Consider the following 16519-nt stretch of genomic DNA (forward strand, 5'->3'; position numbering starts at 1 on the left):
ACCAAGAAAAAAAGACAAAGTATCGAAAATCTGATACTTTGTCTACAGTCTGAAGCAGCCTTTTTATTAAGGTTGCTTCTTTAACGATTAAGCTTTATCCAATTTTTCTTTGATATCCTTTGGCACGCTAGTAGTCTCTTCCCAACCCATGACACCTTTTTTATCATTAATTTTCAATTTTAAATAAGCTTCTTTTTTTAGTGGCTTATCTTGTACTGAATCAAACTCAAATGATTTAGACGTATTGGCATCTTTGTAACTTTCTAAATTATAGTGATATCGGTTAAATGATTCCCCTCGATCTGATTTTAAGACAACTTTTTCACCATCTGTTGAGATTTTTGTGTAGTAATCTTCTGTCCCATAATTTTTATCATAAACGTAGTAACCACTACCGAAAACGACACCTGCTAATAGTAAACTGATAATTCCTTTTTTCATCTTTATTTGCTCCCTTATGTTTAAGTTGTTAAAGATAGTATGACTGAAAAAGGGGCAGTTAGATATTGACTTTAGGAAGGATTTTTAATCAAGGTGTTAGAAGGATGAGACACTCGGACTTTAGAAGGAAAATGGTATAATCAAAATAGAATATGAGTGACCTGAAAAAAGTGAGGGAAAAAAATGGCAAAGTATGAAGCAATTGAAATAGTCACCTTTAAAGAAAGACCCAATAGATTTATTGCAATCTGTATAAAAGATAGTGGAGAAGAAATAGTAACCCATGTGAAAAATACAGGACGCTGTAAAGAGTTATTAATACCAGGCGTCAAAGTTGCTGTTAACTTTCAAGATAAACCAACAAGGAAAACAAAGTATGATTTAGTGGCAGTAAAAAAGGGGAAATCATGGTTTAATATTGATAGTCAACTGCCCAATGAATTAGTTGAAGAAGGACTCAAGCAAAATCTTATAAAATTTGCTATACTAAGTGGCAAAGTGATTCAGATTAAGAGAGAATATACTTATCAAGATTCTCGGTTTGACTTTTTTATTGAAACAGATAAGAGTGAGAGATTGTTAGTAGAAGTTAAAGGAATGACCTTGGAGAGTCAAGGGAGAGGCTCGTTTCCTGATGCCCCAAGCCTTCGTGGCTTGAAGCATGTAGAAACATTAATTGAGGCAAAAAACGAAGGCTATTTAAGAGCAGTTATTTTTGTTGTCCAGTTTGAAGATATTATCTATGCGACAATTAATGAAGAGATGCAACCAGAGCTTCAAGTAGCGCTTAAAAAGGGCATGGCAGATAGTCTTGAAGTATTAGCTTATAACTGTTTTGTTAAACCAGATGAAGTGAGTATCAACAAAAAAGTCCCATTTAAATTATTGGATAAGAAAGGTTGACGTTATTTATGTTAAATTTAGGAATTATCGGAACAAATTGGATTACGCATGAATTTGTTTCAGCAGCCATCAAAAGTGAAGAATACCAATTGAAAGCTGTCTACTCACGACAAGTTGAAAAAGCGCAAGAATTTGCTAGCCGCTACCCCAACTCAGAAGAAATGATGTACTCAACCGATCTTGTGGACTTTTTCCACCTAGACGATTTAGATGTTATCTACATTGCGTCCCCTAATAGTCTGCACTATGAACAAGCTAAAGGAGCCATCGAAGCAGGAAAACATGTGATTGTTGAAAAGCCTGCTGTTTCAACTTTAGAAGAATTGGAAGAATTAATTGATTTAGCTGAAGAAAAAGAAGTGTTTTATTTTGAAGCAGCAAGACATATTCATGAAGAAAACTTTGAACGAGTGGCTCTTTTGCTGAAAAATCGAGAAGATATTTTGGGGGCTAATTTAAACTTTATGAAGTACTCATCTCGTTATGATGCTGTGTTAAAAGGTGAAGAACCTAATATTTTTTCACCGAAATTCTCAGGTGGAGCGTTAATGGATTTGGGTGTGTACTTAATTTATGCAGCCATTAGTTGGTTTGGTAAACCAAAGGAAAGTTTCTATTTTGACCAAAAATTACCTACAGGTGTGGATGGTTTAGGCACAATGATTTTCCGTTATGATGGGTTTGATGTGACTATGATGACTGGAAAAAATGCGGATAATTATTTACCCTCTGAAATCTACTTAGGTGATAGTACTATTTGTTTAGATGCAGTAAACTCGATTCAAGAAATTAAAGTGAAAAAAAGGGACAAAGGGCAATTGATTGAATTAAGTTATGCAGAGGAAAGTTTGGATAATCCAATGATTGAAGAAGCAATCGCTTTTAGTAAGGTCATTAATAACCCAATGAATGTGAAAGAGCAAAAACAGTATCAAGATTGGATTCAGTTAGCAAAAGATGTACACAGTGTGATGGAGTCACTAAGAAAACAAGCCGGTATTGTGTTTGACGCAGATAAATAGAAAAAAGGAGTACATGAATGACTTTAATAGATAATTTACCAAAAGAATGGCAAGAACAATGGGTGAAAGAGAATTTTAAAGCCCCAACATTAATTCAAGAAAAAATATATGAGCCTTTAAGAGAGAGAAAAAGTGTATTAGGAATTTCGCCAACAGGTTCAGGAAAAACACTAGCCTTTCTTTTACCATTGTTACAAAATGTAAAAAAAGGCGAAGGCAATCAATTGTTGATTTTACTTCCTTCTCAGGAACTTGCTTCACAAGTAGCTGATGTAACAAGAGAATGGATAAAACCTTTAGATTTAAAAATCCAATCAATCATTGGTGGAGCTAATATTAGCCGTCAAGTTGAAAGATTAAAAAAACGACCAGAAGTATTAGTAGGAACACCAGGACGTGTTTTAGAGTTAATTAAAGCCAAAAAAATCAAAGCACACTTAATCAATTGCTTAGTACTAGATGAAGTGGATGATTTAGTAGCCCAAGAAGAATATAACGCGACAAAAAGTGTAATGAAAAGTGTGATGGCAGATACTCAAATAGTTGCGGTTTCTGCCACAGGACAAGTGATTTTACCAGAAGTAGATACGCTATTTAGAGTGACTCCAGAAGTAGTGGATGTTACTAAAGAGGATGATACAAAAGGTGTAATTAAACATTCCTTTATCTTAGCACCAACAAGAAAACGCTCAGACACGTTAAGACGTTTGGCTCATATTGAAGGTTTTAAAGGCTTAGTTTTCTTTAATCAACTAACAGAATTAGGCGCAGCATCAGAACGTCTGTCTTATTTAGGGATTGATCATCGAACGCTTGCTTCTGATCAACATCAAAGTGAAAGAAAAAAAGCGATTGAAGACTTTGAAAGTGGTGAAGTAGCTCTACTGTTAACTACTGATATCGGGGCACGTGGTCTAGACTTTTCAAATCTATATTATGTGGTGCAATATGATTTAGCTGGAAGTAAAGAAAGTTATACTCATCGCTCAGGACGTGTGGGGCGTATGGGAAAAGCCGGCGAAGTCATTAGTTTGGTGAATGATAGAGATATTAGAGAACTAAGAAAAATTACGAACAGCTTAGGCCGGGAGTTGTCAGAAGTCTTTACAAGTCACGGGGAGCTTGTTACTGAAAAAAAAGAAGTAGAAATCGAAGAGCCAACAAAGAAAGAAATTAAAAAACCAGTTAGTAAACAGGCTAAAACTTCAACTCATGCACCAAAAGAAAAAGTAGAACAACCAAAGAAAAAGAAGAAAAAAAATAGAACAAATCGTAACAAGAATAAAGGGGCTAGTTGGAAATAAACGAGCTTTAATTGAGATAAGATAACGAACATTACATTATTTGTAAAGTTTGTTATCTTATTTTATTCCCCTTAACAAAACTTAAGAAAGAAAACATGCTTTGTTAATAAAAAAACCAATTATTTTCGGTATACTTGCTTCAAGAGTTAATTAAGTGAGAGTGATAATATGATAAATAAAAAAACAAAGACAAGCCGTAAATTTGAAAAAAGTGATATCTTTCCAATCGTGGCTTTAGTATTAGCTATGTTCATCATCTTTTTTTCAGAACGTAATTTAACAGGTATTTTACAATTACTTTTAATTGTAGTTTTACCAAGTAGCTTATTTTTATACTGGTTGGATTTTAAAAAACAAAATGGATAATAAAATCACGAAAAAGTGTTTCTTATTTTTCGTGATTTTATTTATGTTAGTTAATATACTCCCGAGGCATCCTGTCAGTGAATCGGCAAAGTATCTCGGCGCAAATCGTTCCTAAATGGTCTGCCATATCTTGAAGCGTGTTGATGTTATCCCCATTTTTTCCAACGATTGTAACTTTTGTTCCTACGGGATATTCTTTTGAAAGACGAATCATACACTGGTCCATACACATCCTCCCGATGATTGGTGCTTTTTCTCCATCTATGAGGACTTCAAATCCTTGAAAACCACGAGAAAATCCATCGCCATATCCTAGTGGTAACGTGCCAATCCACTCATCGGATTTAGTATAATAAGTAGCACCGTAACTTACGGATTCTCCTTTTTTTAATTGTTTAACATGTGTGAGTGCAGTTTCGATGGATAAAGCATCTGCGACAGGATAAGGCATGTCAAGATCTCTACCAGTAGGGTTCATCCCGTAAAGACTAAAACCAAAACGAACCATATTTGATCCCCAAGCATCTCTAAAAATAGTGGCAGCAGAATTCGAGGTGTGAATGTACTTGATATTATCGGGGAAAAAACGTTTCATTCGAATGAATCGTTCCTTTTGTAAATTAAAATGAGCCAAATCTTCAGAGTCTGCTTTAGCAAAGTGCATGAAAAGTCCTTCTAATATTAGTTGTTGATTTTTTGAAAAAAGTGCCAACGTTTTTTTGATATCATCCTCTTCAATTAGTCCAATTCGCCCCATGCCAGTGTCAAGCTTAACATGAACATTGAGAGGTTTAGCCAACTTTAATTTAGAAACATCTTCAAGCCAAGAGACAGAAGGCATAGTAAGCGAAATATCTAAATCGCTTGCTAAGGCAACATCCTCAATACTTGTCACACTCATCACTAAAATAGGTTCCTTGAAACCTGACGCTCTTAACGCCAATGCTTCATCTAATATAGCCACACAAAAACCAGTAACGCCACTTTCTTTAGCAACTTTAGCAATTTCAAGAGTTCCCATACCATAAGCATTTGCTTTTAATACGGCAAAAATAGCAACGTCATTACCTAAACGGACTTGCTCCCGTTTAATGTTTTCTCTAATAGCACTACGATCAATAATCAATTTACTTGGTCGGTGAGTTCCTACAATCATTAGTCTGACAACTCCTCTTTTTTAGATACACCCATTATATCGAAGTTCAATACGGAAAAGGAGTTTTACACAAAGTTTGTTAAGCGTTTTCAACATTCGAATAGGAACTATGCCTGTTTCGTTAAAAATATTAATTTCAAAGAAAAGAACGAAAGAACATTGACACTCTAGAAATGACACTTTAAAATAGGAACAGTGATAAGAATAATGAATGACTAGTCCTCGTAGCTCAGCTGGATAGAGCAACCGCCTCCTAAGCGGTAGGTCGGAGGTTCAAATCCTCTCGTGGACGTTAAAAAACAAAAAAAGCCCTCAAAGGCTTTTTTTATTTTATCTTCACAGTCAAAATGTTTTCATGAATCAAATGAGACACGAAGATTAATAAATTTTGATATTGAGAGTTATTATAAGTATTTTCAAAATAAAAATGGTCTGCCTTAAACAAATCTCCTTCATAAGTATCAGAAATGATTAAGTCAGCATTGACCGGATCTTTTATTATTTCAAGAGCAGAAGGGTGAAAGGTTGTTTTTAAAAGATGGATAATCATCGGTCCAGTATGGATGTTTTTTGAGAACTGAACAAAGACTTTTAATGTTTTAGGTTTAATATTGACGTCAAAAATAAACTGAAAAACAAACGTTAATTGTTGGAGTTCTGCATTAGTGAAATGAGTAATTGATTCTATAATAGATGTGTCATTTAAAAAAGTATTGATTCGTTGCTTATTTTCAACGTACTCTAGACTAGCATTTTTATAAATATCATTTAGTAATGTATCATCCTCATAAAAAACGGATAAATCAATGTTGATATGTTTCAAATAAATCAAATTAATTAACAATAAATAATAAGATTCATTATAAGTATAAGGACTAAAATTAATATTACCAAACTCAGAAAATTTTTGAAGAATAAATTCAGTATCTCTGGCAATTTTTAGCCCTGAATTTAAATAATTGGCTACGATGTTGGCTTTTTTACTTTCAGATTCAATTTCAAAAATAGTTGTCCGTAAGAGAAAACAAAAAATTAAAGATTCTCGTTGTCGCTCTTTATCAGAAACTATCATCGAATCAGAAAAAAGAGAGAAATAAGAAGAGTTGAAAAAGGAGATATCCTTTAAAAAGTCCTCGTTTTCAGGAATGACTTGATGAGCTCGTTTAATTCGGTACAAGGAAATTCCTTGAAGCATCCTAACGCGCATTTCTTCAGAACTGGTTAGGTTTTTATGTTGAAGAAGGTTGTCGTGGATATTGGTGATATCTAAAAAGTCATTTAGTGCATCTGAGTTAAATGGATTATCTTTATTTGTTTTATGTTGAAAAAGCAATAAGCGATAAATAAAGTAGCGCACATTAAATTCATTTCCTTTGAATCGACTATCACTAACCATGCTAATTTCGATATCATAAGGTTTAGCAAGTTCGTTCAATTGAGCAATCTTATTGTAAACCGTAGAAGGAGAGAAGTTTAAAGAAGCGGCAATTTGTGTGATTGATTGATTAGTACCGATAATCTTCATTAATATTAAAAATAACGAACTACTGGTAATATAGTGTTCTTTTAAACGATTGACAATATAAGCATGTTCTTGCTTAGCATTAGTAGTTACTAGATAGTTACCATCTTCAGAATAAAGTAATTTAACATCATCAAAAAGTAAATTTAAATCATCTCGCAATTCGGCTGTATAGCGAAGTATTGAGTTTTTAGAAACATCAAACTTCCTAGTTAAATCTTTCATGAAAATTCTTTTTTGACTAGTAAGCAGCTCATTTAAAATTTCTATTTTCATAATTTCTTTATTACTAACAAAATATTTAAGTTTCATATCAAAAGATTCCCCCTCATTGCATATTGTGTTCTGTACTCTATTCCTATACTAACGTGAAGAAAAAGATGTTGCAAGTAGTCTTTTTAGTTTTATGGGACAATCTGTTTCAACTTTCAATAAGCACTAAGGAGAAGTAAGCGGTATAATAATCCCGTTAGTTTGCTGACACCTTGGGGAAGGGGAACTGCTCAATTGAGTAGTGGTCAGTAAAAATAATCCCTTTTTTTTAAAGAAGAAGTTAATGCTGCTTCTTCTTTTTTTTGTCTTTATTGACAAAAATAATGGAATTCGATACACTGAGTTAAATTAATAATTCATGGAAAATGAAAATAAAATAAGTGAGTGATCTTCATATGCTTCGGAGTATTTCTTTATAGCACATTTTAATAAGACTTAGAAAAACAAAGGCTTATTTGGTGTGCTTTCAAAAGAAATACTCTTGAACTCTTTTAGAAGGTCGTGAATACAGGACTTCTATGGTATTTAGCAAGAGTATTTTTGCGAGTAAAACCATAGAAGTCTTTTTTGTATGAAAATAATAAATATCGGTATTGTCGCTCACGTAGACGCAGGGAAAACCTCACTCACAGAAAGTTTATATAGTCGGACTCATTTGGAATATCAAAAAGGAAGTATCAAAAACGCTAATACCGTGACAGATACTCTAGATTTAGAAAAGGAACGAGGCATTACGATTAAAACTGCTTCAGTATCCCTTAATTATATGGATACTAAAATTAATTTGGTTGACATGCCAGGTCATATTGAATTTTTTGGCGAAGTTGTTAGAGCACTAAATGTGATTGATGTCGCTATTTTAGTAGTGTCAAGTGTAGGGCAATTGCCAACTCAAACTAGAAGAATTTTTGATACGTTAAAAGAAGCAGGCATACCAACTATTTTCTTTATTAATAAGGTTGATTTACCAACTGCTGAGCCAGAAAAAATCATTCAAGAATTATATGATAAATGCAGTTCTCAGTTACTTATTATGGATGAGAAAAACAAGGAAGTTAATCAAGACATCATTATTGAGCAATCGGAAACGTTACTTGAAAAATTTATGAACGATGCACCAATAATACAGGAAGATTTAGATAAACAACTAAACGAACAACTTTTAGAAGCAAAAATTTATCCCGTTTATTTAGGCTCAGCCGTTACATCTCAAGGTGTGGAGAAATTATTAACAGCTTTGGCAAAAATAGAACTTAAGAGTCAAATGACAGAAGAAGTCTCTGCCTATTTATATAAAATAAGTTACCTAAATAATCAAAAACAAGCTTTTTTTAAATTATTATCAGGAACAATCAAACGATATGATACCTATTCACTTAATAAATCGGAATCAATAAAGGTAAGTCGTTTATTAACGTTAAAGGATAACTTATTTGAGCAGACAGATCTCATTGAAACAGGAGAAATTTTCATGTTGCCAAATGCTGATAAATTAATGATTGGTGATTATATTGGGAGAAAGCCATCGTTAGAATTAACACTTCCTGAGCCGACCCTGAAATTGACCTTTGATATTAATCAAGTAGAGCGAATGATTTTGTTGGATTTATTAACGGAAATGACAACAGAAGATCCCTTATTAAATGTTAAAATAGATGAAAAAACATCTGAAATATCTGTTACTATATTTGGACGTGTTCAACGAGAATACATTGAAGAAACACTACGTCGTAAATATTCTTTTGAGAGTTTAACCCTTTCTTTACCTAAAATTGTTTATCAGGAAGAGCTAAAACAAAGTGGAGTAGGATGTATTGAAGTAGATGAAGCACTAAACCCTTATTGGGCAACCATGACGTTAAGTGTTACACCAAATGATAATCAGGGTATTTGTTTTGAGAGTTTAGTAACAACTGGGTATTTAAAACAGTCGTTTCAACGTGCGATTGAAACAAGTGTTTATGAGTCAATCAAAACAGGCCTTTATGATTATGAGTTGATAAATATTACCGTGACGTTAACGGACGCTGAGTTTTTTAGTCCTGTTAGCACTCCGTCTGAATTTCGTAAATTAACACCATATGCATTATATAAAGCGTTGCTAGCTGCAGAAACGGTTATTGTTGAACCGGTAATCGAAATGTTATTTACGAGTAATAAAAGATATCTAGGGAAGTTAATTGGAGAATTAGGCAAGTTAGAGGCTAGGATTATTAAAGTGAAAGAGTTGAAAGATGAAGTAAAAGTCAAAGCAAGGTTAGCTCAATCAGATTTCTTAATGTTTGAGGAAAACTTAAATGAGATGTTTAAGGCACAAGCATATGTAACAGGGAAAGTAGTTAGCCATCAACCGGTATCAGATCACACACTTTATCAACAAGGGAAAGTAGATCGTATCAAGTCTTTATTAATAAAAGAATAATAGAAAAGAAGAATTCTTGTAGATAATTATTAAATTTCTACGAGAATTCTTTTATATTACAGTTAATGTAATATAAAAGAAATATAACTGTTAGATAATTAATATAAAATTATGCCGTTTATCTATTTAACGCTGCTATTAAATGTTTTTTAAGGAAATCTTAATAAATGATTTTAAAATAATACTAGTATTTTATATTACGTAATGTTACAGTTGTATTACAAATAAGTTTCTTAAAAATGACAACGAAGGAAGAGGAGAGCATAATGAAAAAGAAAATGATAGGATTAGCGCTAATTGGAATGGTGACTTTTGGTGTTGGTATGGTAGTAAGAGCAGAGGGAAATGAAGTGACTAAAGCAGAAGACAATGTGACTAAAGTTGAAAAACAAGATGAGCAAGAATCAGCTAAAGATGTGGTTGAGCAAGAAAAACCAATTGAACCTGTAAAGCAAGTTGATCCTGTTAAAGAAGTTAGTACAGAGGTAGAAGCAGAAAAAGCAAGAATGCGCGAAGCAATAAAATCTTTTAGTGCAGGGCCATTAAAAGAGCAAGGAAATCAGTTGCTCGCAAAAGTTGAACAAGCAACAACAATGGAAGAATTACAAGGACTGGAAGTAGAACTAAAAAATTTAGGCGCTAACTACTCGGCATTACTAGCAAGAAATAATGGCATAGGTATTGTAAAAGATCTACAACGTTTAAATAAATTAACTAAAGAAGAAGCAGATGCATATATTGAAAGATTGAATAAAGCAAAAACAACAGATGAAATAAGTAATATTACAGCAGAGTTTTCTAAACTAATCAATGTAGATGCTTACTTAAAGAAAAAAGATGAATTAACAAAATATGTTCAGAGTTTAATGGAACAATTTAAATTAACACAAGAACAAGGAGATAAATTTTTAAAAAATATTGAGGAAAGTCGCTATTTAGAAGAGCTTGTAGCCGTAGAGCTAGAAGTCGCTAAAGAGCTTGAAAAAAATGATGAACTAACAAAAGAAGCTTTCGAAACATCTCAAAAGAGTTTAATTGAAAAAATTAACAAATTAGTTGAAGAAGGAAAACTAACAAAAGAACAAGGAAATAACTTAATTGCCAAAGTACAAAAGAGTACAACTATTCAAGATCTAATGGCAATCTCAGGAGAAACTGATAAGTTAGTGAAGGAAAATGAAGCTGGCAAAAAAACAACAAAAGAACCAGCAACAGGATTACAAAAAATATTACCTCAAACAGGTGAAAAACAAACAATGATTAACGTCATTTTAGGGATTATTATTCTATTAGGTGGCGGATTTGCTTTTTGGAAAGTAAAACATCCAAAAGAAAATAACGAATAAAAAAATTAATCAAATAAAAGGAAAGAAGGAGACTATGATGAAAAAGCGTGTGATTGGGTGTTTTACGGTTGGTATGTTGGTATTAGGGTTTGCTAACTTTGTAAAAGCAGAAGAAGTACAGGGAGCAAAAACAGACGAAAGTATTATGAAAGTTGAAAAGAAAGAAAAAGTAGAGGAACCAAAGAAAGAAGTGGATTCAACTGATTCCGTTGATATGGTAGGTAGAAAAGAAGCGTTAAAATACAATATTAATAAGTTAACCTATTCGTTATCAGCTGATAAGATATCAGAGCTTTTAGGTAGAGTAGAAAAAATAGGGACCGTTGAAGAATTACTAGCAATGGAGCAAGAAGTTGATGGAGTGGCTAAAGAAAATGGTTTAAAAGTTGAAAAAGACTCTTACTCAGAAGTCATTAAGAATTTTTATAACCAAGGTAAATTGACTCAGGAAGAAAAAGATAAATTATTAAAGAGAATTGCTGATGCTAAATCAATTAAAGAAATAGAAGCAATCTACAATGAAATATCTCATTTAGTTAATCCTGATGCTATTACTGAAAAAAAAGAAAAGTTAGTAGCTAAAGTAAAAGAGTTAATGAATCAAGGTAAATTAACCAAAGAGCAAGGCGATGCTTTTTTAAAGAGAGTAGAAGCTAGCTTGTTATTAGAAGAATGGGATCAAATTGAAGCTGAAGTGGATAAACAAGTAAAAACAAATGAGGAATTAGCTGGCGGAGTCTTCAAGGAGAAATACACTAAGATTGAAAAAGGTATTAACCAGTATGTTGAACAAGGAAAATTAACGAAAGAACAAGGCGATAAATTCTTAGCTCAACTTAAGAATTGTCAAACGGTAGAGGCATTAGATGCCTTATGGAGTGAAGTGGAAAAACAAGCAAAAGATGTGACAACTAGTACAAAGCCAGAAACAACAAAACCTTCAACAGGTAACCCTAAATTACCTCAAACAGGTGAAAAGCAAACCGTTGTGAATACTATAATTGGTTTAATTGCAATTTCAGGAGTGGGGATTGTCTATTTTAAGAAAAGATAAGTAAAGAGCAATGAGAGCTAAGCGAATAAAAAAGCTGATGAACATAAAGTTCATCAGCTTTTTCTATAAGATTTAAGCCCATTCGCCGTTTCTAAAAACAGGCACACGAGTACCATCTTTTTTAATACCATCAATATTCATTTTGTTTGAGCCAACCATGAAATCAACGTGAGTTTGGCTGCGGTTAAGACCTGCTGCTTCTAATTCTTCTTCGCTCATTTCAGTTCCGCCTTTAATATTAAACGCGTAAGCTGAACCTAAAGCCAAGTGATTTGAAGCATTTTCATCAAATAAAGTATTATAGAAAGTTAAACCTGATTGAGAAATTTGAGAGCTATCAGGAACTAAAGCAACTTCACCTAAACTTTTCGCTCCTTCATCAATGTCGATTAATTTTTTCAAGACTTCCTCGCCTTTTTCAGCTTTAACATCAACTACTTTTCCGTCTTTAAAAGTAAATGTCATGTTTTCAAGAGTGTTACCTGAGTAGCTTAATGGTTTTGTGCTGACAATCACGCCATCAATTCGGCGGTTGTCTGGTGCAGTGAAGACTTCTTCAGTTGGCATATTAGCCATGAAGCGTTCTCCGCGAGCATTCATACTACCAGCACCTTCCCAATGATGATTTTCAGGAAGACCAATGATTAAGTCCGTTCCAGGAGCAGTGTAATGAAGTGCATCAAATTGTTCAGCATTTAATTCAGCTGATTTTTCTTCTAGTAATTTATCATGAGCATGCCATGCAGCAACTGGATCTTCTTCGTAAATACGAGTTGTTTTAAAGATAGCTTCCCAAAGAGCGTCTACTTGTTCTTCATTAGAAGAAAGTTCTGGGAATACTTTTTCAGCCCATTTACTACCCGCAGCAGCAACAACTACCCAGCTAACTTTGTTTGCTTGAGTTACTTGACGAAGTGGCATCATAGCTTTACCCATGGCTAATTGATAAGTAGAAAGACGTTCATTATCAACACCGCTAAAGGCATCAGGGTCTTGAGAAACAACACTGATACGGCTGGCACCTTTTTCAATCCAATCATTCATTTCATCAATTTTATATTGAGGAACATTTTCGATGATTTCTTGGTCTGCGTTAATGAACATTTGACGACTAACCACATCATCTGTCCATTGAACGATAACTTGTTTCGCGCCTAAATTGTAAGCCTCTTCAACAACAAGGCGAGCAAGAGGTGCTTGTTCAACTTGGATTTGAAGAACAACAGTGTGAGATTTTTGGACGTTCACTCCTACTTCAACAATTAATTTTGCATATTTTTTTAATAACGAATCAAAATTTTCTAATACCATAAAAAAATTCCTCCTATTATATTATATTTTCCTAAATAGTAGCATAAGGAAAGGCTTATATCAATTATAATAGATGTAAAAAAAACACCATTTATAATTTAAATTTCTTTAAAAAATCACACACATTTAAGCTTAAACATTTGTATTATTAAAAAATCATGATACAATAAAAAATAGATAGAAGAACAATAAAGTTTTTTTATTTAGTATGTTTATCATAAAAAAACAAGAAGTGAAAGGTGGGTGTCTTATGGCAAGAAGAAAAACTATCACAAGAGAACATATTTTAAACGCAACGCATGAAGTGGTTGCAACAGAAGGGTTTTCGGGATTTACAGCACGTAATATTGCAAGTAAAATGAAAAGTTCGACACAACCAATATATTTAGAGTTTAAAAACATGGAAGAATTGAGAGAGGCCTTTTTTGAACAAGTTGAAACCTATTTAAGGAATGAAGTGTTTGATAAGGAAATTTCAGGAGATCCAATTATCGACCTATCTCTAAATTATGTTGCGTTTGCTAAAGATGAAAAAATGCTTTTTAGAGCATTATTCATTGAAGAGCATGCAGGCGGAAAATTGTTAAATGAGTTTGGGTTAAAAATGTTTATTGAAAAAGTTAAAGAATCTGACATGTATAGTGATTTATCGGAAGAAGAGCTGAATACAGCATTCTTAGGCAACTGGATTACTGCAACAGGATTAGCATCACTAGCGTCAAGCGAAAGAATGCATCCGACAAATGAAGAGATGATTAGTATTTTAAAAATAGTAAATAAATCTTTAAAAAACAACCCAAATTTTACGATTACCATGTAATCTAAAATTTCGGCGTCTGTCAGTTCAAAAAAGGTTCTTATTTTGTGAATAAAAAAAGTGAACAAAAGGCGACATGTTCTTAATTTAAGAAGAATAGGTCTCTTTTGTTCACATTTTTTTATTTACCGATATTATGTGTTTCAACTAAAATTTTCGCAAATCTTTCAAGTGCCACAATATCATTTTCTTCAGGAGCTAACTCAACTTTGACAGATTGTGCCCCTTTTTTTGCCCCTACTTGAGCAAATGCCTTATCAAATTGATCAACTACCTGACAGAAATAAGGATAGAAAGTGTCGCCACTACCAACAACACCATATGTTTTACCTGTTAAGTCAAGATCTAATAATTCTTCATGGAAATCGACTAGTTCATCAGGTAGTAAAAAGTCGTCATATGTATAAGAAGCAACAATACAAATGTCAGCGTCTAAAAAATCTTCTGCATCAACTTGTGTACATTCGTTTACTTCCACATCAACATCTAAATTTTCTAAAGCTTCTGCTACGATATCAGCAATCTCTTCTGTATTACCAGTTAAACTAGCATAAACAATTTTAGCTACAGTCACAAAAAAACCCCTCTCAATATTAAAGATACCAAAATTATAACAAATAAATCAGTTTTTTCAATGGAATCAGACTTACTTTGCGTGCAAGACTTATTTGGCGTATTTAATGGATTGTGCTAAAATGATATTGCTATTTAAGAGAAAGTAGGGATATATAAATGATTACATTAAAATCACCAAGAGAAATTGAAATGATGGCTGATTCAGGAGCTATCTTAGCAAGTGTTCATCGTGCGTTACGTGATTTTATTAAACCAGGCGTAACAAGTTGGGATATTGAACTATTTGTTCATGATATCATCAAAAAAAATAATGCCGTTGCAGCTCAAATTGGGTTTGAAGGCTATAAATATGCAACATGTTGTAGTATAAATGATGAAATTTGCCACGGCTTCCCAAGAAAAGAAGCTTTAAAAGATGGTGATTTAATTAAAGTGGATATGTGTGTTGAGTACAAAGGCGCAATGTCAGACTCTTGTTGGTCATACGTGGTTGGCAAATCAACACCAGAAATCGATAAATTAATGGAAGTTACCAAAAAAGCATTATATTTAGGTATTGAACAAGCACAAGTAGGTAATAGAATCGGAGACATTGGTCATGCTATCCAAACATATGTGGAAGGTGAAAATTTAGCAGTTGTTAGAGATTTCATTGGTCACGGCATTGGTCCAACTATCCATGAAGCACCACAAGTGCCTCATTACGGTGAAAAAGGAAAAGGCCTACGCCTAAAAGAAGGTATGGTTATTACCATTGAACCTATGGTAAACACAGGAACTTGGCAAATGAAGATGGATAACAACGGCTGGACAGCTAGAACTAAAGATGGCGGTTTATCATGCCAATATGAACACACATTAGCGATTACAAAAGAAGGTCCACAAATTTTGACGTTGCAAGACTAAACGAGGAGTAAACCAATGCAAGAACAAGAGAAACAAAGACCTGGTTGGAAAGGTTCTTTTAAAATATTTATCGAGACGTTTCAACAGGCAGAAGTAGGTATCTACGCAATAGTTATTACCTATTACTTACTTTTATCTTTCTTTCCCTTGCTGATTGCATTGGGGAACATCTTACCGTATCTGAATTTGAATAATCAAAATATTTTACCCTACATTAAAGAGCTGCTTCCACCTGATATCTATAAAACATTAGAGGTTACGATTAATGATTTGATGAAGGTAAGTAGTGGAGGCTTACTATCTATTTCTGCGATTGGTACTTTTTGGGCGATGAGCAAAGGAATCAATGGTATCCGCCTAAGTTTAGATAAAGCGTATGGTGTTGGGCGAGATAAATTTGAGTTTATTCGTCGATTATTTTCATTTTTAATGGTCTTTTTCTTAATATTTAGTATCTTTTTATTAATGGTTATGATGGCATTTGGCCAGACTATTTTAGAATATGTCTTACCTATTTTTGGACAACCAGATGATTTGCTAATGACATTTAAAGCAGTGAAATGGCCAGTTACAGCATCAGTGTTACTAGTTATTTTACTTATGCTTTATTATTTTGTCCCAAGTGCTAAGGTTCATTTTAGAACAATTATTCCAGGATCGATTTTTACGACAATTTGTTGGATGGGTGTGACACAGTTTTACGGTATCTACATTCAACATTTTTCGCAACGAATTAATAGTTACGGGGTAATTGGAGGTTTCATCTTTTTTATCCTTTGGTTAAATTTAGCTGCCACGTTGATTATTTTGGGTGGTGTGATAAATGTCACCTTAGAAAAAGCCTTCTATGGGCAGATAAAAGGGAAACGTAGTATCGTTGGCGGTTATCTTGAAAACAATTTGATTGTAAATAAAATAAAAGACACAAAAAAAGAAGATACGTCTTCAGAATAAAAAATCAGCTTAGAGAATGCTCTAGGCTGATTTTTTATTTTGGTGTGAAGTTCACTTCATTTTTTTGCTTTAAAACACTAACACCATCTCAATAATATCGCCTGTTTCAGTTGGGTTATGCCAAGTGTAGCCATCTTTGACATAAT

The 16519-nt window shown here is 33.3% G+C and carries 15 protein-coding genes and 1 tRNA gene; 11 read left to right on the forward strand and 5 right to left on the reverse strand.

Annotation, left to right across the window (positions count from 1 at the left end):
* Positions 1-87 precede the first annotated feature (87 nt).
* Positions 88-441, reverse strand: coding sequence for a YxeA family protein (locus RR554_RS10530; RefSeq protein WP_332464216.1), 354 nt, complete (start codon positions 439-441; stop codon positions 88-90).
* Positions 442-624: 183 nt separating this feature from the next.
* Between RR554_RS10530 and sfsA the strand changes: the two genes are divergently transcribed.
* The 4 genes from sfsA (at position 625) to RR554_RS10550 (ending at position 4036) form a co-directional block, all read left to right on the forward strand.
* Complete coding sequence (gene sfsA / locus RR554_RS10535; RefSeq protein WP_332467980.1) at positions 625-1344, forward strand: DNA/RNA nuclease SfsA; 720 nt, start codon at positions 625-627, stop codon at positions 1342-1344.
* A gap of 8 nt (positions 1345-1352) precedes the next feature.
* A complete protein-coding gene (locus RR554_RS10540; RefSeq protein ID WP_332467981.1) occupies positions 1353-2366 on the forward strand; it encodes a Gfo/Idh/MocA family protein in 1014 nt (337 codons plus the stop codon).
* 17 nt (positions 2367-2383) lie between these two features.
* Positions 2384-3670, forward strand: a complete 1287-nt coding sequence (locus RR554_RS10545; RefSeq protein WP_332464219.1) for a DEAD/DEAH box helicase — start codon at positions 2384-2386, stop codon at positions 3668-3670.
* A gap of 168 nt (positions 3671-3838) precedes the next feature.
* Positions 3839-4036: a hypothetical protein gene (locus RR554_RS10550; protein WP_332467982.1), complete on the forward strand. Its 198-nt coding sequence runs from the start codon at positions 3839-3841 to the stop codon at positions 4034-4036.
* A 46-nt stretch (positions 4037-4082) separates the two neighbouring features.
* Here RR554_RS10550 and alr read toward each other — a convergent pair whose 3' ends face one another.
* The gene (alr, locus tag RR554_RS10555) at positions 4083-5192 is read right to left on the reverse strand and encodes an alanine racemase (protein WP_332467983.1); all 1110 of its coding nucleotides are present in this window, start codon (positions 5190-5192) and stop codon (positions 4083-4085) included.
* Positions 5193-5410: 218 nt separating this feature from the next.
* Between alr and RR554_RS10560 the strand changes: the two genes are divergently transcribed.
* Positions 5411-5484, forward strand: a tRNA-Arg gene (locus RR554_RS10560).
* 33 nt (positions 5485-5517) lie between these two features.
* Here the strand turns inward: RR554_RS10560 and RR554_RS10565 are convergent.
* Positions 5518-7026: a helix-turn-helix domain-containing protein gene (locus RR554_RS10565; RefSeq protein ID WP_332464222.1), complete on the reverse strand. Its 1509-nt coding sequence runs from the start codon at positions 7024-7026 to the stop codon at positions 5518-5520.
* Between the two features lie 532 nt (positions 7027-7558).
* Here RR554_RS10565 and RR554_RS10570 point away from each other — a divergent pair.
* The 3 genes from RR554_RS10570 to RR554_RS10580 all read left to right on the forward strand — a co-directional run bounded on the left by RR554_RS10570 (position 7559) and on the right by RR554_RS10580 (position 11809).
* Entirely contained in the window at positions 7559-9409 is a 1851-nt protein-coding gene (locus tag RR554_RS10570) for a translation factor GTPase family protein (protein WP_332464223.1), read from the forward strand.
* A gap of 266 nt (positions 9410-9675) precedes the next feature.
* On the forward strand, positions 9676-10755 hold the full coding sequence (locus tag RR554_RS10575; protein WP_332467984.1) for an LPXTG cell wall anchor domain-containing protein: 1080 nt from the start codon (positions 9676-9678) through the stop codon (positions 10753-10755).
* 34 nt (positions 10756-10789) lie between these two features.
* Positions 10790-11809 carry an LPXTG cell wall anchor domain-containing protein gene (locus tag RR554_RS10580; protein WP_332464225.1) on the forward strand — a complete coding sequence of 340 codons (1020 nt, stop codon included), beginning with the start codon at positions 10790-10792 and terminating at the stop codon, positions 11807-11809.
* A 72-nt stretch (positions 11810-11881) separates the two neighbouring features.
* On the opposite strand, the gene RR554_RS10585 is transcribed toward RR554_RS10580, so the two are convergent.
* A complete protein-coding gene (locus RR554_RS10585; protein WP_332464226.1) occupies positions 11882-13120 on the reverse strand; it encodes an aminopeptidase in 1239 nt (412 codons plus the stop codon).
* A gap of 250 nt (positions 13121-13370) precedes the next feature.
* Between RR554_RS10585 and RR554_RS10590 the strand changes: the two genes are divergently transcribed.
* Positions 13371-13940, forward strand: a complete 570-nt coding sequence (locus tag RR554_RS10590; RefSeq protein WP_332464227.1) for a TetR/AcrR family transcriptional regulator — start codon at positions 13371-13373, stop codon at positions 13938-13940.
* Positions 13941-14058: 118 nt separating this feature from the next.
* On the opposite strand, the gene RR554_RS10595 is transcribed toward RR554_RS10590, so the two are convergent.
* Positions 14059-14511, reverse strand: a complete 453-nt coding sequence (locus tag RR554_RS10595) for a flavodoxin (RefSeq protein WP_332464228.1) — start codon at positions 14509-14511, stop codon at positions 14059-14061.
* A 158-nt stretch (positions 14512-14669) separates the two neighbouring features.
* Between RR554_RS10595 and map the strand changes: the two genes are divergently transcribed.
* Together map and RR554_RS10605 are read left to right on the forward strand one after the other, a co-directional pair.
* Positions 14670-15419 (forward strand): type I methionyl aminopeptidase, encoded by a 750-nt coding sequence (gene map / locus RR554_RS10600; RefSeq protein ID WP_332464229.1) that lies wholly within the window; start codon positions 14670-14672, stop codon positions 15417-15419.
* A gap of 15 nt (positions 15420-15434) precedes the next feature.
* Positions 15435-16373: a YihY/virulence factor BrkB family protein gene (locus RR554_RS10605; RefSeq protein WP_332464230.1), complete on the forward strand. Its 939-nt coding sequence runs from the start codon at positions 15435-15437 to the stop codon at positions 16371-16373.
* Positions 16374-16519 lie beyond the last annotated feature (146 nt).

It is taken from the genome of Vagococcus sp., assembly GCF_036639995.1.
In the GTDB taxonomy this organism is placed as follows: domain Bacteria; phylum Bacillota; class Bacilli; order Lactobacillales; family Vagococcaceae; genus Vagococcus.

Bases quoted from the DNA above. Each gene is read 5' to 3' on its own strand.
- RR554_RS10530 (WP_332464216.1), bottom strand. From the start codon at position 441: ATGAAAAAAGGAATTATCAGTTTACTATTAGCAGGTGTCGTTTTCGGT.
- sfsA (WP_332467980.1), top strand. From the start codon at position 625: ATGGCAAAGTATGAAGCAATTGAAATAGTCACCTTTAAAGAAAGACCC.
- RR554_RS10540 (WP_332467981.1), top strand. From the start codon at position 1,353: ATGTTAAATTTAGGAATTATCGGAACAAATTGGATTACGCATGAATTT.
- RR554_RS10545 (WP_332464219.1), top strand. From the start codon at position 2,384: ATGACTTTAATAGATAATTTACCAAAAGAATGGCAAGAACAATGGGTG.
- RR554_RS10550 (WP_332467982.1), top strand. From the start codon at position 3,839: ATGATAAATAAAAAAACAAAGACAAGCCGTAAATTTGAAAAAAGTGAT.
- alr (WP_332467983.1), bottom strand. From the start codon at position 5,192: ATGATTGTAGGAACTCACCGACCAAGTAAATTGATTATTGATCGTAGT.
- RR554_RS10565 (WP_332464222.1), bottom strand. From the start codon at position 7,026: ATGAAACTTAAATATTTTGTTAGTAATAAAGAAATTATGAAAATAGAA.
- RR554_RS10570 (WP_332464223.1), top strand. From the start codon at position 7,559: ATGAAAATAATAAATATCGGTATTGTCGCTCACGTAGACGCAGGGAAA.
- RR554_RS10575 (WP_332467984.1), top strand. From the start codon at position 9,676: ATGAAAAAGAAAATGATAGGATTAGCGCTAATTGGAATGGTGACTTTT.
- RR554_RS10580 (WP_332464225.1), top strand. From the start codon at position 10,790: ATGATGAAAAAGCGTGTGATTGGGTGTTTTACGGTTGGTATGTTGGTA.
- RR554_RS10585 (WP_332464226.1), bottom strand. From the start codon at position 13,120: ATGGTATTAGAAAATTTTGATTCGTTATTAAAAAAATATGCAAAATTA.
- RR554_RS10590 (WP_332464227.1), top strand. From the start codon at position 13,371: ATGGCAAGAAGAAAAACTATCACAAGAGAACATATTTTAAACGCAACG.
- map (WP_332464229.1), top strand. From the start codon at position 14,670: ATGATTACATTAAAATCACCAAGAGAAATTGAAATGATGGCTGATTCA.
- RR554_RS10605 (WP_332464230.1), top strand. From the start codon at position 15,435: ATGCAAGAACAAGAGAAACAAAGACCTGGTTGGAAAGGTTCTTTTAAA.